The 21,967-nt window shown below is 61.3% G+C and carries 21 protein-coding genes and 1 tRNA gene; 10 read left to right on the plus strand and 12 right to left on the minus strand.

All coding sequences use genetic code 11. The annotated features are described in order from the left end of the window. Positions 1 to 45: 45 nt before the first annotated feature. Positions 46 to 855: an AmmeMemoRadiSam system protein B gene (amrB, locus tag LF599_RS06325; RefSeq protein ID WP_279522694.1), complete on the plus strand. Its 810-nt coding sequence runs from the start codon at positions 46 to 48 to the stop codon at positions 853 to 855. A 191-nt stretch (positions 856 to 1,046) separates the two neighbouring features. On the opposite strand, the gene uxx1 is transcribed toward amrB, so the two are convergent. The 12 genes from uxx1 to LF599_RS06385 form a co-directional block, all read right to left on the minus strand. Next, positions 1,047 to 1,250 carry a UXX-star selenoprotein family 1 gene (uxx1, locus tag LF599_RS06330; protein ID WP_269941305.1) on the minus strand — a complete coding sequence of 68 codons (204 nt, stop codon included), beginning with the start codon at positions 1,248 to 1,250 and terminating at the stop codon, positions 1,047 to 1,049. A 172-nt stretch (positions 1,251 to 1,422) separates the two neighbouring features. After that, positions 1,423 to 3,636, minus strand: coding sequence for a polyribonucleotide nucleotidyltransferase (gene pnp, locus LF599_RS06335; protein WP_279522695.1), 2,214 nt, complete (start codon positions 3,634 to 3,636; stop codon positions 1,423 to 1,425). A 255-nt stretch (positions 3,637 to 3,891) separates the two neighbouring features. After that, positions 3,892 to 4,161, minus strand: coding sequence for a 30S ribosomal protein S15 (gene rpsO / locus LF599_RS06340; RefSeq protein WP_269941304.1), 270 nt, complete (start codon positions 4,159 to 4,161; stop codon positions 3,892 to 3,894). A gap of 66 nt (positions 4,162 to 4,227) precedes the next feature. Beyond that, on the minus strand, positions 4,228 to 5,169 hold the full coding sequence (truB, locus tag LF599_RS06345; RefSeq protein WP_279522696.1) for a tRNA pseudouridine(55) synthase TruB: 942 nt from the start codon (positions 5,167 to 5,169) through the stop codon (positions 4,228 to 4,230). Next, a complete protein-coding gene (locus LF599_RS06350) occupies positions 5,170 to 6,138 on the minus strand; it encodes a DHH family phosphoesterase (RefSeq protein ID WP_279522697.1) in 969 nt (322 codons plus the stop codon). It abuts the gene before it with no gap. Then, positions 6,113 to 6,454, minus strand: a complete 342-nt coding sequence (gene rbfA / locus LF599_RS06355) for a 30S ribosome-binding factor RbfA (protein ID WP_279522698.1) — start codon at positions 6,452 to 6,454, stop codon at positions 6,113 to 6,115. Before rbfA ends, LF599_RS06350 begins: the two co-directional genes overlap by 26 nt. An 11-nt stretch (positions 6,455 to 6,465) precedes the next feature. Continuing rightward, a complete protein-coding gene (locus tag LF599_RS06360) occupies positions 6,466 to 6,759 on the minus strand; it encodes a DUF503 domain-containing protein (RefSeq protein ID WP_279522699.1) in 294 nt (97 codons plus the stop codon). A 75-nt stretch (positions 6,760 to 6,834) separates the two neighbouring features. Next, complete coding sequence (gene infB, locus LF599_RS06365; protein WP_279522700.1) at positions 6,835 to 9,786, minus strand: translation initiation factor IF-2; 2,952 nt, start codon at positions 9,784 to 9,786, stop codon at positions 6,835 to 6,837. 4 nt (positions 9,787 to 9,790) lie between these two features. Then, positions 9,791 to 10,027 (minus strand): YlxR family protein, encoded by a 237-nt coding sequence (locus tag LF599_RS06370; protein WP_279522701.1) that lies wholly within the window; start codon positions 10,025 to 10,027, stop codon positions 9,791 to 9,793. A 20-nt stretch (positions 10,028 to 10,047) separates the two neighbouring features. Continuing rightward, complete coding sequence (gene nusA, locus LF599_RS06375) at positions 10,048 to 11,409, minus strand: transcription termination factor NusA (protein WP_279522702.1); 1,362 nt, start codon at positions 11,407 to 11,409, stop codon at positions 10,048 to 10,050. Between the two features lie 52 nt (positions 11,410 to 11,461). Further along, positions 11,462 to 11,887, minus strand: a complete 426-nt coding sequence (locus LF599_RS06380; RefSeq protein ID WP_269941301.1) for a ribosome maturation factor RimP — start codon at positions 11,885 to 11,887, stop codon at positions 11,462 to 11,464. Between the two features lie 148 nt (positions 11,888 to 12,035). After that, positions 12,036 to 12,111: transfer RNA gene (locus tag LF599_RS06385), tRNA-Gly, on the minus strand. 140 nt (positions 12,112 to 12,251) lie between these two features. Here LF599_RS06385 and LF599_RS06390 point away from each other — a divergent pair. The 9 genes from LF599_RS06390 to flgL all read left to right on the plus strand — a co-directional run bounded on the left by LF599_RS06390 (position 12,252) and on the right by flgL (position 21,891). Beyond that, positions 12,252 to 13,028, plus strand: coding sequence for a flagellar hook-basal body protein (locus tag LF599_RS06390; RefSeq protein ID WP_279522703.1), 777 nt, complete (start codon positions 12,252 to 12,254; stop codon positions 13,026 to 13,028). Positions 13,029 to 13,044: 16 nt separating this feature from the next. Continuing rightward, the gene (flgG, locus tag LF599_RS06395) at positions 13,045 to 13,827 is read left to right on the plus strand and encodes a flagellar basal-body rod protein FlgG (RefSeq protein ID WP_279522704.1); all 783 of its coding nucleotides are present in this window, start codon (positions 13,045 to 13,047) and stop codon (positions 13,825 to 13,827) included. Positions 13,828 to 13,869: 42 nt separating this feature from the next. Beyond that, positions 13,870 to 14,868, plus strand: coding sequence for a flagellar basal body P-ring formation chaperone FlgA (flgA, locus tag LF599_RS06400; RefSeq protein ID WP_279522705.1), 999 nt, complete (start codon positions 13,870 to 13,872; stop codon positions 14,866 to 14,868). A 15-nt stretch (positions 14,869 to 14,883) separates the two neighbouring features. Continuing rightward, positions 14,884 to 15,579: a flagellar basal body L-ring protein FlgH gene (locus LF599_RS06405; RefSeq protein WP_279522706.1), complete on the plus strand. Its 696-nt coding sequence runs from the start codon at positions 14,884 to 14,886 to the stop codon at positions 15,577 to 15,579. 46 nt (positions 15,580 to 15,625) lie between these two features. After that, positions 15,626 to 16,783, plus strand: coding sequence for a flagellar basal body P-ring protein FlgI (locus tag LF599_RS06410; RefSeq protein WP_279522707.1), 1,158 nt, complete (start codon positions 15,626 to 15,628; stop codon positions 16,781 to 16,783). A gap of 1 nt (position 16,784) precedes the next feature. Further along, positions 16,785 to 17,522 carry a rod-binding protein gene (locus LF599_RS06415; protein ID WP_279522708.1) on the plus strand — a complete coding sequence of 246 codons (738 nt, stop codon included), beginning with the start codon at positions 16,785 to 16,787 and terminating at the stop codon, positions 17,520 to 17,522. A 78-nt stretch (positions 17,523 to 17,600) separates the two neighbouring features. Continuing rightward, positions 17,601 to 18,080: a flagellar export chaperone FlgN gene (gene flgN / locus LF599_RS06420; RefSeq protein ID WP_279522709.1), complete on the plus strand. Its 480-nt coding sequence runs from the start codon at positions 17,601 to 17,603 to the stop codon at positions 18,078 to 18,080. Beyond that, a complete protein-coding gene (flgK, locus tag LF599_RS06425) occupies positions 18,080 to 20,215 on the plus strand; it encodes a flagellar hook-associated protein FlgK (RefSeq protein ID WP_279522710.1) in 2,136 nt (711 codons plus the stop codon). Before flgN ends, flgK begins: the two co-directional genes overlap by 1 nt. Before the next feature lie 14 nt (positions 20,216 to 20,229). Further along, complete coding sequence (gene flgL, locus LF599_RS06430) at positions 20,230 to 21,891, plus strand: flagellar hook-associated protein FlgL (protein ID WP_279522711.1); 1,662 nt, start codon at positions 20,230 to 20,232, stop codon at positions 21,889 to 21,891. Positions 21,892 to 21,967 lie beyond the last annotated feature (76 nt).

The following is a 21,967-nucleotide window of genomic DNA, read 5'->3' on the forward strand; positions in this document are numbered from 1 at the left end:
TTCAGCAGGCGTGAATGGTTAAACAACTGTTTGTTGAGGTGGAGCATGGACAGAAATCCCATTGTTGCCGGACGGTTTTACGAGGCACAGCCGGAAGAGCTGTACGCCACGGTTGACGAGTATCTCGGATTGGCCGAGGGCAAACGGCAGGAGCACACCCTGCTGGCCATGGTGCCTCACGCCGGGTACGTGTACTCGGGAGCGGTCTGCGGCAAGACCCTGGGCACGGCCAATCTCGCGCCCACCGTGCTGTTGCTCGGTCCCAACCATACGGGGCGGGGAGAGCGGTTCGCCCTGTGGCCCGACGGCGGCTGGGCGATTCCAGGCGGATTCCTGTCCATCGACACCGCCCTGGCCGCGGCGCTGCTTGATGCCGACAAGGATGTCCAGGCGGATACCTCGGCGCACATGGGGGAGCATTCCCTGGAAGTGATCCTGCCGTTTCTCTATCGCCTCAATCCGGACACAACCATCGTGCCCATCAGTATCTCTGCGCCTGCCTTGGACTCTCTGGAGCGGGTGGGGCGAGCCATCGGTCGGGCCTTGGCCGCTTTTCCGAACCCCGTGTCCATTGTGGTCAGTTCTGACATGAGCCATTACATTTCCCACGAGGACGCCCACAAGATGGACGGCATGGCCCTGGAACCGATGATGACCCTCGATCCCGCCGTGCTCTACGACACGGTGCGCTCCCGGCATATTTCCATGTGCGGAGTGCTGCCCATGACAGTGGGATTATATGCGGCACTTGAACTTGGCGCGACCCATGCCGATCTGGAGGCCTACGCCACTTCAGGCGAGGTATCCGGCGACTTCCAGCAGGTCGTGGGTTACGCGGGCGTGCTGGTCGGTTGACGGGACGCCGTCCGGCCGTATTGAGCAGGGCATTGCAAGGGCTGGCGGAATCACGAGCCGGGTAGGCCGAGGCTGCGCGCGGGGAGGGAGCGGAGTGCTTCGGTCCGGGGGCAGCCGGTCATTTCGGGCTGGAGCCATTTTGTGAGTATATGGGGGAGTGTGGCCCGGCAGCCTGCCGGGGATCAGACGTGTCAGGAGCCCCGGTTGAATCCTACGGTGGTTTCCCCATCGTGGACGATGACCGGGATGCGACGCAGTCCGCCGGAGAGTTTGAGCATTTCCTCCAGGTTGGCCTCGGAGGCCAGGATGTCCACGAAGCGCGCCTGGGGGTGCGCGGCCAGTGCGCGTTTGGTGTGCGGGCAGGTGGATTTGCCGTATATGATTGTTTCGCTCATAACTCTTTCCTTGTTTTTTCCAAGAATACCACCAGGCCACGATGCCCACAACCCTTTGCCTATCAGCGGGGGATGGAGACTTGGAAACGCCGTTGAGTCGTTCTAGCCGCATAAGAAAAGCCCTGTCCGGACGTATCTGGACAGGGCGTTTAATCATTGCTGACTGCCGAGCCTAACGGCGGCGGCGTCCACCGCGGTCACCGCGGTCGTTGCGTCCGCCTCTGTCGTTGTTGCGCGGAGCGGGACGCTTGAAGTCGTCCAGGTTGACCTCCTGTCCGGCCTCTTCCATGAGCCAGGCCTTACGGGACAGGCGGATGCGTCCGCCGGGCTCCAAGGAGATGCACTTCACCATGACTTCCTGGCCGAGCTGAACGATGTCTTCCACGCGTTCCACACGGTCGAAGTCGAGCTGGGAGATATGCAACATGCCTTCCTGGCCGGGCAGAATTTCGACGAGTGCGCCGACCTCAAGGATCTTGCGCACGACGCCCTTGTAGTTCTTGCCGGGTTCAGGCTTCTGGTCGTAGTAGAGCACCATTTCCTTGGCCTTTTCCATGGAAGCCATGGTCGGGGCGAAGATGGAGATCTTGCCGGAATCCTCGATGTCGATGTCGGCTTCGGTCTCGGCGGTGATGGCCTTGATGTTCTTGCCGCCGGGTCCGATGACGGAGCGGATCTTTTCGGGATCGATGTAGACCACGGCCATTTGCGGGGCCAGGGTGGACAGTTCGGCACGCGGCTTTTCCAGCACCTCGGCCATGTGGTCGAGGATGTGGGTCCGGGCTTCCTTGGCCTGGTACAGGGCCTTCTTGAGGACTTCCTGTGGGATGCCGCCGATCTTGATGTCCATCTGGATGGCGGTGATGCCGTCACGGGTGCCCGCAACCTTGAAGTCCATGTCGCCCAGGGCGTCCTCGTCGCCGAGGATGTCGGTCAGGACGAAGTACTGGTCGTCTTCCTTGCAAAGACCCATGGCGATACCGGCCACGGGATCGGAGATGGGCACGCCCGCATCCATGAGGGACAGGGTTGCGCCGCACACGGAAGCCATGGAGGAGGAACCGTTGGACTCCATGATTTCGGAGACCACGCGGATGGTGAACGGGAATTCCTCGGGGCTGGGCAGCACCGGAGAAAGGGCGCGTTCGGCTAGGGCTCCGTGGCCCACCTCACGGCGGGAGGTGCCGCGCAACATGCGGGCTTCACCGACGCAGTAGGGCGGGAAGTTGTAGTGGAGCATGAAACGCTTGGTGGCGTCGCCGAGCAGGGAGTCGTAACGCTGCTCGTCACGGGTGGAACCCAGGGTGGCGACGGCCAGGGAGCAGGTTTCGCCGCGGCGGAACAGGACTGAGCCGTGGGTCTGCTGGAGAACGCCCACTTCGATGGACAGCGGACGGACGGTGGTGGTGTCACGGCCGTCGATGCGCAGACCTTCCTTGACGATGCGTTCGCGGACGAACTTCTTGGTCATGTCGCCGACGATGTTGTCGACCTCGGCCAGCTTGGCGGAATCGTCGGGGAATTTCTCGGCAACGGCTTCCTTGGCCTTCTTCTTGGCAGCGTCCTTGGCGGCGTAGCGGACCAGCTTCTCGGGGGTGGTCAGGGCCTTCTTGAGGTCATCGGTGATGATCTCGCCGAGGTACTCGGCCACTTCCTCGTCGCGCTCGGGAGCGGTCACTTCGATCTTGGGCACGCCGACCTTGTCGCGGAGCTCATCCTGAATGTCAAAGAGCGGTCCAACCTGCTCGTGGCCCCAGGCCAGGGCGTCGGCCACCATGTCTTCAGAGACGAAGTTGCCGCCGCCTTCGACCATGACCATGGCCTCGCGGGTTGCGGCGAAGATCAGGTTCAGGGACGAACGCTCCTCAATGCCCTTGTAGGTGGGGTAGAGGACGAACTCGCCGTCCACGTAGCCCACGCGGGCGCCGACGATAGGGCCGAGGAAGGGCATCTTGGAAATGTGGCAGGCGGCGGAAGCGCCGGTCAGGGCCAGAACGTCCGGGTTGACGTGCTTGTCGGCGGACAGGACGGTGGCGATGATCTGCACTTCGTCGGAGAAGCCCTTGGCGAACAAGGGACGGATGGGACGGTCGATGAGCCGGGAGACCAGGGTCTCATGCTCGGAGGGACGGCCCTCGCGGCGGAAGTAGTTGCCCGGCACGCGGCCGGCGGCGTAAGCCATTTCCTGATAGTTGCAGGTCAGCGGGAAGAAGCCCCGGTCTTCAGCCAGGGGCTGGGTCACGGCGGTGACCAGAACAGTGGTGCTTCCGGAAGAAATGGTCACCGCGCCGGAGGCTTGGCGAGCGTATTTTCCGGTTTCGATGGTGATGTCGAGATCGCCGACCGTCGCGGTAACGCTGGTGGCGTCGAAAGGAATCATCGTCATGGAGATTCTCCTGCCTTATGAATTAAGGCAATAAAGGTGGATCACTTTCTGCGATAATCCCTCGAGTGGGGTTAGCCGGCTTGGGGAGGAGCTTTTGGGGCCATGGGAACCTCGGGTTCCCAAAAACGCCTTCCGCAGCCAACTAATCTGTGGGTGGGGATTCGTTCGGGGCCGTGGAAAGACGGCTCCGACGCAGAAAGTGACGTACGAGCGGGGGAGGTTTTACCCTCCCCCAAACATCAATTCTTCAAAGAACTACTTGCGCAGACCGAGGCGGCCAATCAGGTCGCGATAGCGCTGGATGTCCTTATTTTGCAGGTACTTGAGCAGTTTCCTGCGCTGTCCGACCAGTTTCAGCAGGCCGGTGCGGGAGTGGTGATCCTTGGTATGGGTCTTGAAGTGGGTGGCCAGGTAGGTGATGCGCGCGGTCAGCAGCGCAACCTGGACTTCCGGGGACCCGGTGTCACCTTCGCAGGTCTTGTACTCGTCAATGATCTTCTGTTTTTCTTCAGCAGTCATCACCACAGCGATATCCTCCTAAGTTGGATGTTGCTTTTAACGTTGTGCCGGACGCAGAGGTCCCGTTACGGATCAGTCCCGGTTCCAGAGTCCCCGGAGAATGGCCCATCTGGGCTTGTCGTCCTGAAGCTTGGCCTCCACCAGTGCCAGGGGGGAGCCGTCGGGACCGAGCAACATGGCTCGATCGCCGAGTACGCCCGCCAGCATGGTACCGGGTTGGTCGGTCACCGGCAGCCAGGACCCGTTCATGACGAGTCCGGCCAGCGGTTCGGTCAACCGATACCTCGGCCAGTGAGGCAGGGTGTCCGCAAGCGGAATCACCCGTTCCGGAAATAATTCCGGGTGCTCCAGAACGTCCTCCAGGTCAAAGGCCTGATCGAGCCGGAAAGGCTCGCTGGCTTCTCTGACCAGGCTGGTCAGCGCCGCGCCGCACCCCATTCGTGTCCCCAAGCTGTGGACCAGGGATCGTATGTAGGTGCCCGCGGAACAGCTGACCCTGAATGCCGCTTCGGGCGGATTCACGTCCAGCGCTTCCACATGAGAAATCACGATGGGCTTCATTTTGACCGGTGTTTCCAGACCTTCGCGGGCCAGGGCGTACAGCGGCTTCCCCTCGTGTTTGGCAGCCGAATAGGCAGGAACCTCCTGCTCTGTCAACTCTTTCCAATACAAAATTTCACGTTCGACATCTGCCGAAGTGGCCTCCACCGGGCTTTCCTTGAGTATTTCCCCTTGGATATCAAGCGTGTCGGTGGTTATTCCGAGCCGAAATGTTCCGGAATAGGTCTTGGTCCCGCCGGAAAGGTACGGCGCAAGCTTGGTTGCCTGTCCGAGAAGGACCAGGAGCACTCCCTCGGCCATGGGGTCCAGGGTGCCGCCATGACCGATCTTGAACTGCTTGAGGCGGTGTTTGATGTCGTTCAGGCAGTCGGTCGACGTGGGGCCGGACGGCTTGTTCAGGATAAGCAGGCCGTCGAGTTGGAACGGGCTGCGTTTCTTGGATCGGCGTCCCATCTATCCACGCTCCAGTTGTTCCGCAACGGCCTTGACGAGTTGCTCTCTGGCTTCGGCTAGGGGGGCCTGGATGGAGCCGCCCGCCGCGTTCTTGTGTCCGCCGCCGCCGAATCGGGCGGCCACCTGCTGAACATTGTCGTCCCCGTAGGAGCGCAGGCTGAATTTGTAGAGGTCCGGTCCTTCCTCGCGCAGTATGGCGGCCACTCGCACGGTTTTGAGACGGCGCAGAAAGTTAATCAGATTTTCGGTGTCCGCATTGGTGGTCCCGGTGCGCTTGAACATTTCCTTCGTGATTACGGTCGCGCAGATTTGTTTGTCCTGGAAAAGTTCCATGGTGCTCATGGCCTCGGTCCACAGCTTCATGCGGTTCTCGGACCATTGCTTGGTAATGCGCTCGTTCATCAGGGCGATATCGAGTCCGGAGCGGAGCATCTGCGCGGCCAACTCCAACGACTCGGGGGTGGTGTTGCCGTAGGTGAAGAAGCCGGTGTCCGTGGCTACCGCCAGGTAGACGCATTCGGCCAGAGGGCCGGTGAGGGGCACATCCAGCGCCTCGGCGAGCAGGGCGACCATATTGCCCACGGCAGGCTGGGTCGGGTCCACCCAATTGACCGCGCCGAACTCGTCATTGCCCAGGTGATGGTCAATGTTGATGAATCCGGTTTCGTTCGATCGGGCGGCCAGGGATTCCCCCATGCGCTCGCGGCTGCCGCAGTCCAGGACAAAGCTCCAGGCGGGCAGGGTGTCGGGCAGCTCGCTCGCGATGGGCGTCGGCGCGTCGACAAAGGCATAGCGCGAAGGCAGGCCGGAGGGATTGTAGAGCTTGACCCGTTTGCCCATGGTGGTCAGGAGATGCCCAAGGGCACAGATGGAGCCGATGGCGTCGCCGTCGGGACTGTAGTGCGAGGCGACCAGAAACTCGTCGTGGTCTCTGATTACGTCGCTAATCCTTCGGATGGGACTTTCCATAGACCACGTCCTCAAGAAATTCATCGAACTGGAAGCGAAGTTCCGGGGTGTATTGCAGCTTGAGGATGCGTCCGAGCCGGGAGCGGAGGAAGCCCGTGGCCTTCTCCAGACCGGCCTGGACTTCCCGGCGGTGCTCGGCGTCGCCTGAAACAGTGTAGAATATTTCGGCGATACGCAGGTTGGAATTCATGCGTACGCCGGACAGGGTGACGAACTGCAGGCGCGGGTCCGCCGCCTCCTCCACGAGAAGGGTGCTGATTTCGCGCATGATCTGGTCGCCCATGCGTACGGCTCGTCTCGAACCGGATGCTTTCATTGCCTTATCCTCTATTCGGTATCCGAAAAGATTTCCGTGTTGCAGCGTGTCAGTTCCACCGGGGAGATTGCCTCCACCATGGCCAGGGCCTTGGACAGGGTGCTCTCCACCCGTTCCGTGGCATTGGCTGTGGTGACCACGCCCAGAACCAGCTTGTCATGTACGTCGAGAGCGTCGGTCTCGGCAACGGAAACGTTGAACTTGTTCCGCAGCTTTTGCTTCAGGCTCAGGGAAACCTTGCGTTTGTCCTTGAGGGAGCGGTTGCCGTGCAGCCTGAATTCGAGGGAGAGGACGCCGATAATCATGCCGGTTCCTGTTGAAAAAAAGAATGCGGGCGGCCCATTTGCCAATGAGCCGCCCGCGTCATTGGGTTCTCTATGCTAGTCGATGGTACGGGCGACTTCCTTCGTATCGAAGGCTTCAATGGTGTCGCCGACCTTTACGTCGTTGAACTTTTCCAGTCCGATGCCGCATTCGTAGCCCTTGGCCACTTCACGCACATCGTCCTTTTCGCGGCGCAGGGAAGCGATCTGGCCGGTGTAGATGACCACGCCGTCGCGCAGCAGTCGAGCCTTGCAACCCCGGGATATCTTGCCGTCGGCCACCATGCAGCCCGCGATCACGCCGACCTTGGGCACGTTGAAGGTGGCTCGCACTTCGGCCTGGCCCAGGTACACCTCTTCGATGTCCGGGGCGAGCATTCCGCTCATGGCGTCCTTCACTTCCTGCACCAGCTTGTAGATGATGTCGTAGAAGCGGATTTCCACGCCTTCCTGCTCGGCGATCTGCTTGACCTTCAGGTTCGGGCGGACGTTGAAGCCGATGATGATGGCCTCGGACGCACCCGCAAGCAGGATGTCGGACTCGGTGATGGCACCCGCGCCGCCGTGGACGACGCTGATCTTGACCTCGTTCGTGGACAGCTTGTTCAGGGCCTCGGTCACGGCTTCCAGCGAACCCTGCACATCGGCCTTGAGCACCAGGTTCAGGGTCTGGGCCTCGTCATTGGGCTTGGAAGCCAGGAAGGACTCCAGAGTGACCTTGGTCTTGGCGGACAGAATCCGCTCACGCTGTTTCATTGCGCGGCTCTGGGCGATGCGGCGGGCGACCTTTTCGTCGTCCACCACGAATAGCTCATCACCGGCTTCGGGCAGGCCGTCAAAGCCCTGGATCTCCACGGGCATGGCCGGACCGGCGGATTTGATCTTCTTGCCCTGGTCGTTGAACATGGCCCGGACCTTTCCGAAATGGATGCCGGACACGAAGCTGTCGCCCTGGTTGATGGTGCCTTCGCTGATGAGCATGGTGCCCACCGGGCCGCGGCCCTTGTCCAGGCGCGCCTCGACGATGTGTCCGCGGGCGTGCTTGTCGGGGTTGGCCTTGAGCTCCATGACCTCGGCCTGGAGCAGAACCATTTCGAGCAGCGCGTCAATGCCTTCTTTCTTCTTGGCGGAAACGTGGGCGAAGATGGTGTCGCCACCCCATTCCTCGGGTGCCAGGCCCAATTCGGCCAGCTCGCGCTTGACGTTGTCCGGGTTGGCCCCTTCCTTGTCCATCTTGTTCACGGCCACCACGATGGGTACGCCGGCCGCCTTGGAGTGGGAAATGGCCTCTCGGGTTTGATCCATGACGCCGTCGTCGGCAGCGACAACCAGGATGACGATGTCGGTCACCTGGGCACCGCGCATACGCATGGTGGTAAACGCCTCGTGACCGGGGGTATCCAGGAAGACGATTTCGCCCCGGGCGGTCTGGACGTGGTACGCGCCGATGTGCTGGGTGATGCCGCCAGCTTCGCCGTCCGTCACGTTGGACATGCGGATGGCGTCGAGCAGGGAGGTCTTGCCGTGGTCGACGTGACCCATGATGGTCACGACCGGCGGACGCGGCTTGAGATCTTCTTCCTTGTCTCCCTCGGTGGGGATGAGGAATTCCTGCTCGTCGAAGGACACGTTCTCAACCTCGTAGCCGAACTCGCCGGCCAGAAGGGAAGCGGTATCCAGGTCCAGAGACTGGTTGATGGTGGCCATGACACCGAGACCGAAGAGGGCCTTTATCAGGTCCTGGGCCTTGATGCCCATTTGGCGGGCCATGTCGGCAAGGCGGATGGCCTCGTCAAACTTGATTTTACGCTTGGCCGCCTTCATCGGCTGCGCCTGGGGCTGGTCGTGATGCACGATGGGCTGCTGTCCTCGGCGGCCCTTCTTTCTGCGACCCTTGCGTCCCTGCGGGAAATTATCGCTGTACAGCTTGTTGGTGTGATCCTGTCCTCCATCGTTGGCGAACTCGACCACACGGCGATCCTTCTTGCCCTTTTTCTTCTTGCTGCGACCGTCGGCCACACCGGGATCCGGAACGGGAGCGGCGCCATTCGGCTTGGGCCCCGCACCGGGCCGCGCGCCGGGCCGAGCGCCCGGCCGAGCGCCGGGTCGAGCGCCGGGACGGCCAGTAGACCGACCTGCGCCGCGATTGGCGGGACGTCGTTCCGCCTGGGCCTCTTTGGCCGCCTCGCGGGCCTGTACTTCGGCCTCGGTGGGCATGGAGATAATCCGGACCTTGGGGGCCTCGGGCTCTCTCTTTTTCTTTTTCTTCTTCTTGGGCTCGGCCTTTTCCGCCTTTTCCTCCCGTGCGGGAGCGGCGGCGGGTGCGGCTTCCGCCTTCTCCTCGGCCTTTTCCGCGTGAGCAGCAGGTTCGGAAGCGGCTTTAGCCTCGGGCGCAGGTTCGGAAACGGCTTCGGCTTCAGGCGCGGCCTCAGGTTCGGGCTTGGCTTCGGCAGGGGCGGGTTCGGGAGCGGCCTCTGCTGCCACGGCTTTAGCGGCCGGGGCCTCTGCGACCTCGGCGGCTTCCTCTTCGGGGGCCTGTTTCGGCTCCTCGACGGCGGGCTTTATGATTTTGACCTGAGGAACCGATTTGCGCCGGGCCGGCTTGGGAGCGGGCTTCTCAACGGTTTTCTCGGCTTCCTTTTCGGGAGCCTTCACGGTTTCCTTCTCGGCAGGCGCGGCCTCGACGGATTCAGGCGCACCAGTCTCCTGGGCGGCTTCCTCGATTCCGTCAGCCGATTCCTCGGTAACGTGCGCGGCTTCTTCCTTGGAAGATTTGGATTTCTTGCGCCTGCGCCGGATGATGACGCCGGACTCGCCCACTCGGCGGACCTCTCTTCTTCCGGCGCCGCCTTTCTTCAATTCCGCCTTGAGGCGGTCCACATCTTCGTCTTCCACGACAGTCTTCTGGCTTTTCGCCTGGACGCCGATCTCGCGAAGCTGCTGAATGATCTCCTTGTTGCTGAGATTGAGCTCAGCAGCCAAGTCTTCTACCCGAACCTTTGCCGTCATCTAATCACCTCGCACGTTTCTTCATCAGGCCCGCCATGATCTTCGGGAATCGTTCCCGGCATTGGGCCTGGCCGCATACGTAATATCCACGTCCCGGCCAGATCATGGCCGGGTCCGGAATCGGCCCCGCGTCGGGGCCGTCCGTTTCTCCGGGGCGCACGTACCGCAGAAGTTCCCGCTTGGGGAACCGCTTGCGGCAAACGACGCACATGCGTTCAGGCTCGTGCCCTTGCTCGCTCATGCGCCGTTTCCGTCCGGAGTTTACTTGTTTTCCTCGCCTTCGGCGGGAGTCTCGTTATTTTCTTCGGCTTCTTCGCCGAGTTCTTCCGCCGCAACCTCGGATGCCTCTGCGGTAGGGGCCTCATCGGGCTCGGAAGCGGGCTGCTCGATGTCCAGATCCGGCGCGAGCATATTGATGGCCAGGCGGATGTCCGCGATCTTTGCCTCGGTCATGCCCTTGATGTCCAGAAGTTCTTCGTCGTCGGTCCGCACAATGGAGTCGATGGACTCGAAGCCGGCGGCGAAGAAGTTTTCCATGGGAACTTCGGCCACGCTGGCGATTTGGTCCATGCCCTTGCGTGCGGCATTGAGTTCGCCGTACCGGGATTCGGTGAAAATGTCTATTTTCCAGCCGAGGAGCTTGGCGGCCAGCTTGACGTTCTGACCCTTGCGGCCGATGGCCAGGGTGAGCTGATCGTCGGGGCAGACCACTTCCAGAGCTTCTTCCTCCTCGTCCACGGTGATCCGGGAGATCACGGCGGGGGAGAGGGCGTGCTGGGCGTACATGGCGATGTCCGGAGACCAGACAACGATATCGATGCGCTCGCCCTTGAGCTCCTGCACCACGTTCTGGATGCGGGAGCCGCGGATGCCGACGCAGGCGCCAACCGGGTCCACGTCGCGCTCGCGGGACATGACGGCCACCTTGGCGCGCAGTCCGGCATCGCGGGCGACACCCATGATCTTGACCGTGCCGTCGGCAACCTCGGGCACTTCGCGCTTGAAGAGTTCGACCATGTAGTCGGGATGCGAGCGGGAGACGATGACCTGCGGGCCACGCGACTCCTTCAATACATCAATGATATATGCCTGCACCCGGTCGCCGCGCTTGTAGCGCTCTCTGGGGATCTGCTCGTCCTTGGGCAGCAGGGCCTCGGTCCGGCCGAGGTTGATGATCCAGCCGGTGCGGTCGCGGCGCTGAATGATGCCGCTGGCAATTTCGGACACGCGGTCCTTGTATTCTTCGTAAATGATTTCCTGCTCGGCGTCGCGCATCCGCTGGATGATGACCTGCTTGGCGCTCTGGGCGGCAATGCGGCCGAGTTCCTCGATCTTGAGCGGGAAGCCCATTTCGTCGTCCAACTGGGCGTTGGGATCGTGGGCGACGGCGTCTTCGAGAGAAATTTCGCTGACGGGGTCATGCACCTCGTCCACGACAACCTTGAATTCGAAGACCTCGATCTCGCCGAGCTCCTCGTTGAAGGCCACTTCGATGTCCATGGTCTCGCCGTATTTGCGGGCCACGGCGGATCGGACTGCCTCCTCAAGGGTGTCGATCAACAGGTCGCGGTCGATGCCCCTGTCCTTGCTGATCTGGTCGATGGCTCTTTTCAGCTCCGACATGATAAACCTCCGCTTGCGCCGGTTGGGCCTCTCCCCCCGGCAGTGATATCAACTAAAATTCGTGGACCAAGGTGATTTTCTTGATGGCGGTCCAATCGAAGTCAACGGTTTCGTCGTCGATCTTGACGGTGACGGTTTCGCCTTCGACCCTGGTCAGCTCACCCTTGTACTTGCGGCGGTCGTCCATCGGCTCATGGAGCAGGATGTCGACCTTGCGGCCCTCGTAGCCGGTCAGTTGGTCCGGATTGAAGAAGGGGCGCTCCAGTCCGGGCGAAGAGACTTCGAGATTGAAGGCGCCGGGAATGACGTCCTCCACCTCAAGCATGAGTCCCACCTGACGGCTGACTTCGGCGCACTGGTCGATGTTCACGCCGCCCGGAGCGTCGATGTATATGCGGACGACGCGCTTCTTGCCCGTAGAAGGGGAGGTCAGGCCCCAGAAGACGTAGCCGAGGTTCTCCACCTCGGGTCGGATCATATCCGACAACATTTCCTCAAAAGTCTGGCGCATCGTTTCAATTCTCCCGCCGGAAAGGCATTCCAGTCCGGCAAATAAAAAAAAGGTGAGCCCGAGCTCACCTACGCGAACCCCGCAGGGTCCTTTTATTGAACTCTGCGAAAGGCTTTGGAGCGGGTGACGGGGGTCGAACCCGCGACACCAAGCTTGGGAAGCTTGTACTCTACCAACTGAGCTACACCCGCTCGGAAACGAAGCTATTTATACATATGCACAGGGGTTGTCAACAATCTTGATGCAGAATCTAGCCGGACCGGAAAAAAAGGCCCCCCTCCGGCATTGGCATGTATAGTGCAAAACTTCCGCCGAACAGGAGGAACACCCTATGCGGGACAGTACGCAAAGCGCCATATTCGGGGCTTTATCCAATGAATTGAGGATGTCGTCCATCGCCAATAATTTGGCGAACGTGAACACATCGGCTTTCAAGAAGGACAAATTGGCCTTCCATGACACCTTTGTCCGTTTCGCCCACGACTATCTCGTGGATTCGAAGACCTCCATCCGGGGGAAGGACATGTTCCCGGAAGGGCATATCATGGCCAAGGCGCGTCTTTCGGCCCAGCAGCCCGACTTTCAGCAGGGCAGCCTTGAGCGCACGGGCAACCAGCTTGATTTCGCGCTTTCCGGCCAGGGGTTCTTTTCCGTTCAGGGCGACGATGGGATGCTTTACACGAGAGCCGGGAATTTCGTCACCGATTCCAATGGGATGCTTCGCACTCTCGATGGACATCCGGTTCTGGTCAGCGGCGGTCCGCTGATTGTTCCTCCCGGGGGGCGCATTGAGGCGGACGGCGACGGCAATGTCCTCGTCAACGGCCAGCCTGCCGGCGCCTTCGACCTCGTCGATTTCGAAGACCCTACAGCACTTGAGCGGGCCGGGTCCAACTATTTTGTTGATCCCGGCGGCGCAGGGCAAATCCCGCCCGAGGAGCTCGCCGTGGCCCAGGGATTCATCGAGAAGTCCAATGTGGAGGTCGTCACCGAGATGGTTTCCATGATCGAAACGCAGCGGGCTTTCACAATGTATACGAAGATGATTCAGACCGACAGCGATCTGGACACCAAACTGATCACTCAGGTGGGCCGTCCCACCGCCTAGCTAGGAGGATTGCATCATGATGCGTTCCCTGTGGACCTCTGCGACCGGCATGATCGCCATGCAGACGCAGATCGACACTCTTTCGAACAACCTGGCCAACGTCTCCACCACCGGCTTCAAGAAGAGTCGGGCGGAGTTCGAGGACCTCATGTACCAGACGCTGAAGATCGCGGGCAGCCAGAATGCCGACGGTACCCGGACTCCGGTGGGTATGCAGATCGGCATGGGCGTGCGTCCCGTGTCCGTGCACAAGTTCTTTACCCAGGGCGACTTCCAGAACACCGGCAACCCCCTGGACATGGCCATCGAAGGCGAGGGCTTTTTTCAGGTCATGATGAACGGTGAGGAGGTCTACACCCGCGACGGTTCCTTCGAACTGGACGACGAAGGCCGTCTGGTCACGGCCGGAGGACACGCGTTACAGCCGGAATTCACCGTCCCGCCCGAGACGGCCAGCGTGTCGGTCTCCGAGACCGGGACCATATCGGCCCTGGACAAGGACGGCACCGTGCTCGCCCAGGCCGACATAGACATTTATCGTTTCCAGAACCCGGCCGGGCTCATCGCCACCGGGCGGAACTTCTATCGCGAAAGTGAAGCCTCGGGCACGGCTGTGGCCGGGACCCCGGGCGACGAGAACTTCGGGACCATCGCCCAGGGCTTTTTGGAAGGGTCCAACGTGGAGATGGTGGACGAGATGGTCGGCCTGATCGTGGGCCAGCGCGCCTTTGAGATCAACTCCAAGGCCATTACCACCTCTGACGGCATGTTGCAGACGGCCATCAACATCAAGCGATAGCGGCTGATCGGGGAGATCGCGCCGCAAGGCAGGTTCGTATTTATGTGGAAGAAGCGGAGTCGTCGCGCCAGGGGCGTTCGGTACGTTCTGGCGGCGTGCCTGGCCGCCGTGCTGTTGGCCGGGTCCGTTCCGGCCGGAGCGGCCGGAGGCAACCGATGGAAGGGGCTGGTCAGAAGCGTGGCCTGCGTCAAGGGGCCCGATGTCCTTTTGGGCGAGATCGCGGACCCGGTGGACGCTGTGGCGCAACGCCAGTGGCCGACCCTGTCGACCGTCAAACTCTGGAAAGCCTCGGACCGGCTTGGCCACGTGGTCACTGTGCCCAGGGACAAGCTCAGGCGGATTCTTGAATATTACATGGGCGAAGAAGCGGGCAACCTGGCGCTGCCGAGCCAATTGACCGTGCAGACCGGCGGCCGAGTGGTGGATTCCTCGGAATTGACGTCTCGGATCGTCGCCTTTTTGACGCCCAAGGCCAAGGGGCTGGGCGGCGACGTGAAGCTCAACAATCTTCAGATGCCGGACCATATCTTTTTCCCCAATGATTACGACCGTCTGGTTGTCGACATGAAGGGCGATTTCAAGCCCGGCCGAAATGACATCATGCTGTGTGGCGTGACGCCGGACGGCAAGGTGATTTCCCGTCGGTCGGCCGTGGTGTTCGCCGATGTGTGGAAGGCCGTTCCCGTTGCCGCGCGGCCCATGAACCGGAACGAGCGGGTGACCGCCAACAAGGTTTCCTTCCGCCGCATGAACCTGGCCTACAACCGCGACGTCTGGGACGGCACCGGCGGACCCTGGCGCATGACCCGGACCCTCGGGCGCGGGCAGGTGTTCACCCAGTCTCACCTGGAGCCGGTCCCGCTCGTGGAGCGGGGCGAGATGGTCAACCTGGTTTTCAACGGCCGGGGCATTCGTTTGTCCATCAAGGCCGAGGCCATGGGCGAGGCGGGCGCGGGCCAGCAGGTGGAGGTCCGCAACACCCAAAGCAACAAAATCGTTTTGGCAACGGTGGTCGACAGTGAAACCGTGGTCGTCAGATAGACAAGGAGCAACGTCATGAGACGCTATTTCATTATGATAATGGCCTCCATCCTGCTGGCTGCGGGCTGCGCGCCAAAATATCAGGACGAGCCCATGCCCGTGCTCACGCCGCCTGCCTACGAGGAGCAGAATCCGGCCTCCAACCCGGGTTCCCTGTACGACTCCAACAGGTCGGAGTTCCTGTACGACGACAACCGCGCCAGCCGGGTGGGCGACATCGTTCTGGTCCGCGTGGAGGAATCCGCCTCCACCAAGATCAAGTCCGAGACCTCGGCGGACAAGTCCAACGACATCAATACGTCCGTCACGGCCATGCCCTCCACGGGCCTGATCGGGGCCATCCCCCTTGCCGATACCCTGGGAGCCAAGGCGGGCATCGGCATCAAGGCCAACCAATCCTCCGAGTTCGAGGGTAACGGCGAGACCAAGCAGGAATCCGAGTTTGAAGCCACGGTGGCCACCCGCATTGTGCGCAGGCTGCCGGGAAACATCCTCCAGGTGGAAGGCGCGCGCCGGATTCGGGTCAACAACGAGACCCAGTTTCTGGTGGTTCGCGGGCTGATCCGCCAGCGCGACATTTCTTCGAGCAACTCGGTCCCGTCGACCAGTCTGGCCGAGGCGCAGATAGAAATCTACGGACAGGGCGTGCTGGCCGACAAGCAGCGTCCCGGCTGGCTGTCGCGCATTCTTGACAACATTTATCCCTTCTAGCCGCGAGGCTGGATAACGCATTGAAGAGGTTTGAGGAGTGAACGTCATGACCCTGAATGAACGCACCAACCCCGTAGACTCCGGCGAAGCGGCCAGGACATTGGTTCTGGCGGCTTTGTTCGTCCTGCTCGTCCTGTACCTGGCGGCCGTGCTCGCTCCGGTCGAGGCCCGGGCGGCTCGGCTCAAGGACATCGCCTCCTTCAGCGGGGTGCGGACCAACGAGTTGGTGGGCTACGGCCTGGTGGTCGGCCTCGCCGGGACCGGCGATGGCACCTCCAGCACGTTCACCATGCGATCCATGTCCAACATGCTGGAAAAAATGGGTGTGGAGACCGATCCCGACGACCTCAAGCCCAAGAACGTGGCCGCTGTAATGGTCACGGCCAAGATGCCCGTTTCGGCAAAGCCCGGTTCGCATCTCGACATCACCGTCTCCTCCCTCGGCGACGCCAAGTCCTTGCTCGGCGGGGTCCTGCTGGTCACGCCCCTCAAGGGTCTGGACGGGCGGGTTTACGCCGTCGGCCAGGGCTCCCTGACCATCGGCGGCTTCACCGTGGGCGGCGAGGCGGCGGACGCCCAGAAGAACATCCCCACCGTGGGCCGCATTCCCAACGGGGCGGTAGTGGAGCGCGGCGTGCCGTTTCAGTTCAACAACCAGGACCACATGACCGTGAACCTGGACGTGCGTGATTTCGGGACCACCATGCAGGTGGTCAACAAGATCAACGCCAGCATGGGCGGTCAGTTCGCCCGGGCCAAGGATATTTCGACCATCGACCTGGAACTGCCTGACCGGTTCCGGGGCAACATGGTTCCGCTCATGGCCTCTCTGGAGAATCTGGATATTTCGCCCGACGGCAAGGCCAAGGTCGTGGTGGACGAGAAGACCGGCACCGTGGTCCTGGGCCAGGATGTGCGCCTGAGCCGCGTGGCCGTCGCCCACGGCAATCTCCAGATCGTGGTTTCCGAGACCGAGCAGGTCAGCCAGCCCGGTCCGTTCTCCGACGGCCAGACCGTGGTTACCCCAGAGACCGATATTCAGATTCAGGAGCAGAACAATCAGCTCATGCTCATGGAGGGCGCGACCCTTCAGGAGTTGGTGGACGGTCTGAATTCCATCGGGGCCACTCCGCGCGACCTCATTTCCATTATCCGCACCCTCAAGGCGGCAGGCTCCCTACATGCCGAAGTGGAGGTAATCTAGCATGATCGACAGCACCATGGACCCCAGGCTGGCCGCGAGCGTGGCCGACACCAAGGACTTGGACCGTTTCAAGTCCGAAATGCAGGGGCTGCGGAAGAATCTGTCCGGGGGAGATCCGGACAAGATGGCCAAGCTGAAGAAGGCCTGCCAGAATTTCGAAGCTGTTTTCATCGGCAAGCTCTGGGAGCAGATGAAGCAGTCCGTGCCCAAGGAGGGATACCTGCACTCCAAGCAGGAGGATTCCTACATGTCCATGTTCAACCGGGACTTCTCGGAGAAGATGGCCGAGGCGGGCGGCATCGGGCTGGCGGACATGATCTTCGATCAGCTCAGCCGCAAGCTTAAGGAGGCCAGCCACGACACCCTGTCCGGCGGGGTGGATATCGCGCCGGTCAAGGCCGAGCCCATTCCCCTGAACCGGGACGCGAAGGCCATCGCCTTGAATCGTCCCACGGGTATGACCCTTGAGGACTGGGGCGGCAGCGCTGTGATCGAGAACTCCAAGGGGACGGTCTTGGACGCCGCCGTGGAAAAGACGGAGGAGTCCGCTCCCGCCGGGCGGGTTCTGAGCGACGTGGAGGTCAAGGCCCGTTTGGAGGAGTTGGCCCGCAGACTTGAGGCCCGGCGCACTGGCGCAGACGTTGCGGGAGCAACGGTCGGCGCACGACGGAGCGGCTATGGGACGGAAGCCGCCGACAACGACGCCGCGATTGGCCGGAAACTTGCAGAAATAGGATGAAAACCCGGGAGCCATAGCTAGGGTTGGATTAAGTTTTGTTTAGAAAATACAGAATATTAAGAGTGACGAGGTAGCAGGATGATCCGTCTGATAGAGGAAAATTTGGTCCGGCAGAACAAGGCCATGCTGCTCATGCTTCTCCTGTTGGAGGAAGAATTTTCCCGCCTCACCCAGCTCAAGCCCCAGTCCGTCTCCCAGGTGGAGTTGTCCATCCAGGAACTCATGCGTCAGATCGTGGCCGAACGCAGTTCTCTCCGCCGTATGGTCATCGCGGTCGAGCCGTCGGCCAAGCGTGTCAGGGATCTTTTCCCCGGCCTGGATCGCGAGAAGGGCGATTCCCTCCGCGAGCTGCTGGCCCGTCTCGACGCGGCCGAGCAGAAGTGCGGCGTGCAGGCGGCCAAGAACCAGCAGATGGCCATGGCCCTGTTCGACCAGAGCAAGGGGCTGCTCAACTTCATGCATAACCAGATCAAGCCCAAGTCCACCACGGCATACGGCCGGTCCGGCCGGTTCGCCAAGGGCATCAATGACGCGCGCCTGTTGAGCGGGAGGCTGTAATGTCCTTCGGCGCCAACTCCATCCTCGATATGGGCCGGTGGGCCCTGTTCGCCTCGCAGGTGCAACTGCAGGTTACGGGCGAGAACATCTCCAACGTGAATACCGAGGGGTATTCCCGCCGTTCGGTGCTCCTGCGCGAAGGCAACTACATCGACTATTCCCCGGGCCAGCTCGGTACCGGCGTTGTAGCCCAGGAGGTGGTCAGGCATTTCGATGAGATGGTCGAGTCCATGTACCTGGAGCAGTCTTCCCTGACCAGCATGTGGGGCAACCTCTGGGAACAACTCAAGGGCGTGGAGAACCTGCTCAACGAGTCGAGCGGCACCGGGGTGAGCGACGCCCTGTCCCAATATTTCAATTCGTGGAACGAAGTGGCCCAGCGGCCGGACAACTACGGCGCGCGCCAGACCGTGGTTAATGACGCGGCCACCCTCATCACCACGCTCAAGTCTGTGGATACCAATCTCTCCCTCATGCAGGAGCGGATCAACAGCGAGGTGGCGTCGCAGGTGAACGAAGCCAACTCCCTGATGAACGACATCGCCGACCTGAACCAGCAAATCCAGGTCCATAACATCGAAGGCCAGAACAACGCCAACGCACTGTTCGACGAGCGGGCGCGCAAGGTCCGCGCCCTGGCCGAACTCGTGGACATCAAGACCATCGACAACGGCGGCGGCAATTACACCGTTCTTACCGGGTCCGGACAGACTCTGGTGGACGGGGAGAGCGCCTTTTCCCTGGAGTTCCGGGCTCCGGCCAAGACCGAGGACCTGCGGCCCGATTCCGGGTTCGAGGGCAACGTGTATTTCGACGGCAACGACGACTACGAATATACCATCGAGTTCGTTTCCTCTAATGCGGGCGATCCGGTGGGGCAGGTCGGGTCCGGCGCCAACGCGGCTCAGTTCCGCGTTTCTCTTGACGGCGGCGTGACATGGCTTAAGGACGAGGCGGGCGATGTACGGTATTTCAGCGCCCGCGAGTACGACGACCGCGTCAATGTCGAGGGCCTTCAAATATGGTTCGGCTCCACGGACGACGCCCAGGGATCGCCCTCCGGCTCCTTTGTGGACGGCGACCGATTCGTCATCAGCCCGCATCAGGGGCTCTATTGGGTGCAGAACACCTCCCATGCCGAGGAGATAACCCCGCAGCTTCATTTCAACGGCGAGTCGAACACCCAGCGGCTCACGGGCGGCAGCATCGCCGCGCTCCTGTCTTTCCGGGACAACTACGTGGGCAAGTATCGGTCCAAGCTCGACGAGCTGTCGGAATCCGTCATATGGGAGACCAACCGCAGGCATAGCCAGGGCGCGGGATTGCAGGCGTTCACCTCGGTCGACGGCACCTATCAGGTGGATTACGTGGACAAGGCCCTTGCCAGCGATTCCACCGGACTGGCCTTTGGCGACCGGCTCCAGGCGGGCAGCTCGTTCATGCATGTCTACAACGAGTCCACAGGCTTGCAGGTTTCGACGGCAGCCCTGGATTTCGACGGCAGCGGGGCGACCTTTGACCCGGCCGTGCATACCCTGGAGGACGTTCGCGACGCTTTTAACCGAACCTATGCGGGAACCATCAACGCGACCATCGTCAACAACAAGCTCCAGCTAGAGGCCGAGGACGGCTACACCTTCGCCTTTGGCACCGATTCGGCCGGGCTGTACGCGGCGTTGGGGCTGAATACCTTTTTCAAGGGAGACGACGCCAGCTCCATGGCCGTCAACGAGAAGATTTCCGGGGACCTTGATTTCCTGGCCACGGGGCACGTGAACGGCGCGGGCGAGATGAATCCCGGCGACAACACCACCGCGTTGGCCATGTATGGATTGCGCGAGGTCAATGTGACCATGTCCACGGCCATGGAGGGGACCACGTCGCAGACCATCCTCGACTATTACAACGGCATCGTGGGCAACGTGGGCACGGACACCAACCGCGCCCAGTTCAACCAGAATTTTTATCAGGCTTTGGCCAATGACCTGGATGAGCGGCAGCAGCAGATTTCAGGCGTCAACCTGGATGAGGAGATGAGCGATCTCATCAAGTACCAGGCGTCCTACACGGCGGCGGCCAAGCTCATCACCACGGCGGACGAAATGCTTCAAACCATCCTGTCGCTCAAACCGTAGGCGGGGGAAAGGCCATGCGCGTAACACAACAGATGCTCTTCAACAGGTACGTGTACAACCTGAACTCGTCCCTGACCTCGCTTGTGGACCTCAACGTCAAGGCTCAGACGCAGAAGGCCATCAACAAGCCGAGCGACGATCCCACCGGCATGACCCGCATTCTGGATCATCGCGACACCTTGCGTTCGCTGGACCAGTATTCGGAGAACATCTCCACGGCCAAGGGGTGGCTGGGCAGCGCGGACGAGGCGCTCATGCAGGTCTCGACCATCCTGACCCGGGCCAAGGAACTGGCCACCCAGGCGGCCACCGGCACAGTGGACGACAACAACCGTGAGCAGATCAGCTACGAGATGCGTTCCCTGTTCGAGCAGTTGGTCGGCCTGGCCAACTCCGACTTCGAGGGCAATTCCATTTTCGGCGGGCACAAGACGGACAGCCCCGCCTTCAAGCAGATCATGTGGCTGACCACCAACGACGACGACTTCGGCCGCAACGCGGAGTTCACGGTCAACGGCTCATCGAACACCACGGTTCTGGTGCAGTATTTCGATACCTCCGGAGCCACGCCCGTGGGCGGCGACATGAATCTTTCCGATCCCAATCTGGGCGTGCGCTACTCCACGGACGGCGGCCGCACCTGGCTGAATGGCTCCATGGCCTTCAATAGTGGCGAGGGAACGCTGAATTTGCCGGAGAGCGGCACCAGCGTGACGTTTCACGGGGACGCCACCGTCAAGGTCAACGATCCGGATGATGAATCCGTGTCGGACGGCACCTGGATGTGGATTCGGCCTTCGGCGCAATACATCGGCGACGACGAGGACGCACCGCCCCAGGTGGATGCCCTCGGGCCGGGAGTGGGTCTGATCGAGGCCGAGGCGTCAGGCTCTTTCCTGGATGCCAATGTGACCATCCGCATCGACAACCAGTCGGACGTGGCCATGAACGAGGACATCCAATATTCGTACAGCCTGGACGGCGGTATAAACTGGGTGACCGGCAACGTGGCCCAGGCCGATTCCTCGGCAAGCGAAACCGTGCTCAGCGTGGCCAACGGCGGCATCCTGACGTTGACCTCCAATGGCTCAAACATCTTGCAGCCGGGCCAACAGTTCATCATTCGTCCGCGCACGGCCGCGATCAATCTGGACGTCTCGTCGAGCGAGCAGGTCCAGGTCAACAACGTGGGCAAGGATATTTTCGGGGGCATTTACATGGACCCGGACGCCGTGCTCGCGTCCAACGGCTCCATCCTCACTCTGGGCACCCTGAACGCCGACCGCGTGTTCCATGACGGCGGCGCGAACATGGCCCTGACCATCCAAGGCGACGACGAGTATTCCAAGAACCTGTTCGAGGTCATGGGCAATCTCGTCGCTTTCACCGAGACCAACAACCAGACCGGCGTGCAGCAGTCCCTGGCCAACCTTGTGGAGGCTCAGGAGCATATCATGAACGCCGTGGCCGAGGTGGGAGGGCGGGAAAACCGTCTGTCCATCAGTTCGACCATTGTGGACGGCCTCAAGCTCAACGAACAGACGCTTCTCAGCTCCATTGAGGACGCGGATGTGACCGAATTGATGACCGACCTGGCCCAGCAGAAGCTCGTCTACGAGGCCGTGCTTCGCTCCACCTCGATGATCATGCAGCTTAATCTTTCTAAATTTATATAATTAATGGAGTGGTCCTCTTTACTTGTGGATGGACCTCATGTAGTCGGCAAGACGTACTCCGTGAAAGTCGGACAAG

Origin of the sequence: Pseudodesulfovibrio thermohalotolerans (assembly GCF_021353295.2) — a bacterium.
Classification (GTDB): domain Bacteria; phylum Desulfobacterota; class Desulfovibrionia; order Desulfovibrionales; family Desulfovibrionaceae; genus Pseudodesulfovibrio; species Pseudodesulfovibrio thermohalotolerans.

What these genes read in the sequence shown, in the direction of transcription:
- amrB (WP_279522694.1), top strand. Translation starts at nt 46, where the DNA reads ATGGACAGAAATCCCATTGTTGCCGGACGGTTTTACGAGGCACAGCCG.
- uxx1 (WP_269941305.1), bottom strand. Translation starts at nt 1,250, where the DNA reads ATGAGCGAAACAATCATATACGGCAAATCCACCTGCCCGCACACCAAA.
- pnp (WP_279522695.1), bottom strand. Translation starts at nt 3,636, where the DNA reads ATGACGATGATTCCTTTCGACGCCACCAGCGTTACCGCGACGGTCGGC.
- truB (WP_279522696.1), bottom strand. Translation starts at nt 5,169, where the DNA reads ATGGGACGCCGATCCAAGAAACGCAGCCCGTTCCAACTCGACGGCCTG.
- LF599_RS06350 (WP_279522697.1), bottom strand. Translation starts at nt 6,138, where the DNA reads ATGGAAAGTCCCATCCGAAGGATTAGCGACGTAATCAGAGACCACGAC.
- rbfA (WP_279522698.1), bottom strand. Translation starts at nt 6,454, where the DNA reads ATGAAAGCATCCGGTTCGAGACGAGCCGTACGCATGGGCGACCAGATC.
- LF599_RS06360 (WP_279522699.1), bottom strand. Translation starts at nt 6,759, where the DNA reads ATGATTATCGGCGTCCTCTCCCTCGAATTCAGGCTGCACGGCAACCGC.
- infB (WP_279522700.1), bottom strand. Translation starts at nt 9,786, where the DNA reads ATGACGGCAAAGGTTCGGGTAGAAGACTTGGCTGCTGAGCTCAATCTC.
- LF599_RS06370 (WP_279522701.1), bottom strand. Translation starts at nt 10,027, where the DNA reads ATGAGCGAGCAAGGGCACGAGCCTGAACGCATGTGCGTCGTTTGCCGC.
- nusA (WP_279522702.1), bottom strand. Translation starts at nt 11,409, where the DNA reads ATGTCGGAGCTGAAAAGAGCCATCGACCAGATCAGCAAGGACAGGGGC.
- LF599_RS06380 (WP_269941301.1), bottom strand. Translation starts at nt 11,887, where the DNA reads ATGATCCGACCCGAGGTGGAGAACCTCGGCTACGTCTTCTGGGGCCTG.
- LF599_RS06390 (WP_279522703.1), top strand. Translation starts at nt 12,252, where the DNA reads ATGCGGGACAGTACGCAAAGCGCCATATTCGGGGCTTTATCCAATGAA.
- flgG (WP_279522704.1), top strand. Translation starts at nt 13,045, where the DNA reads ATGATGCGTTCCCTGTGGACCTCTGCGACCGGCATGATCGCCATGCAG.
- flgA (WP_279522705.1), top strand. Translation starts at nt 13,870, where the DNA reads ATGTGGAAGAAGCGGAGTCGTCGCGCCAGGGGCGTTCGGTACGTTCTG.
- LF599_RS06405 (WP_279522706.1), top strand. Translation starts at nt 14,884, where the DNA reads ATGAGACGCTATTTCATTATGATAATGGCCTCCATCCTGCTGGCTGCG.
- LF599_RS06410 (WP_279522707.1), top strand. Translation starts at nt 15,626, where the DNA reads ATGACCCTGAATGAACGCACCAACCCCGTAGACTCCGGCGAAGCGGCC.
- LF599_RS06415 (WP_279522708.1), top strand. Translation starts at nt 16,785, where the DNA reads ATGATCGACAGCACCATGGACCCCAGGCTGGCCGCGAGCGTGGCCGAC.
- flgN (WP_279522709.1), top strand. Translation starts at nt 17,601, where the DNA reads ATGATCCGTCTGATAGAGGAAAATTTGGTCCGGCAGAACAAGGCCATG.
- flgK (WP_279522710.1), top strand. Translation starts at nt 18,080, where the DNA reads ATGTCCTTCGGCGCCAACTCCATCCTCGATATGGGCCGGTGGGCCCTG.
- flgL (WP_279522711.1), top strand. Translation starts at nt 20,230, where the DNA reads ATGCGCGTAACACAACAGATGCTCTTCAACAGGTACGTGTACAACCTG.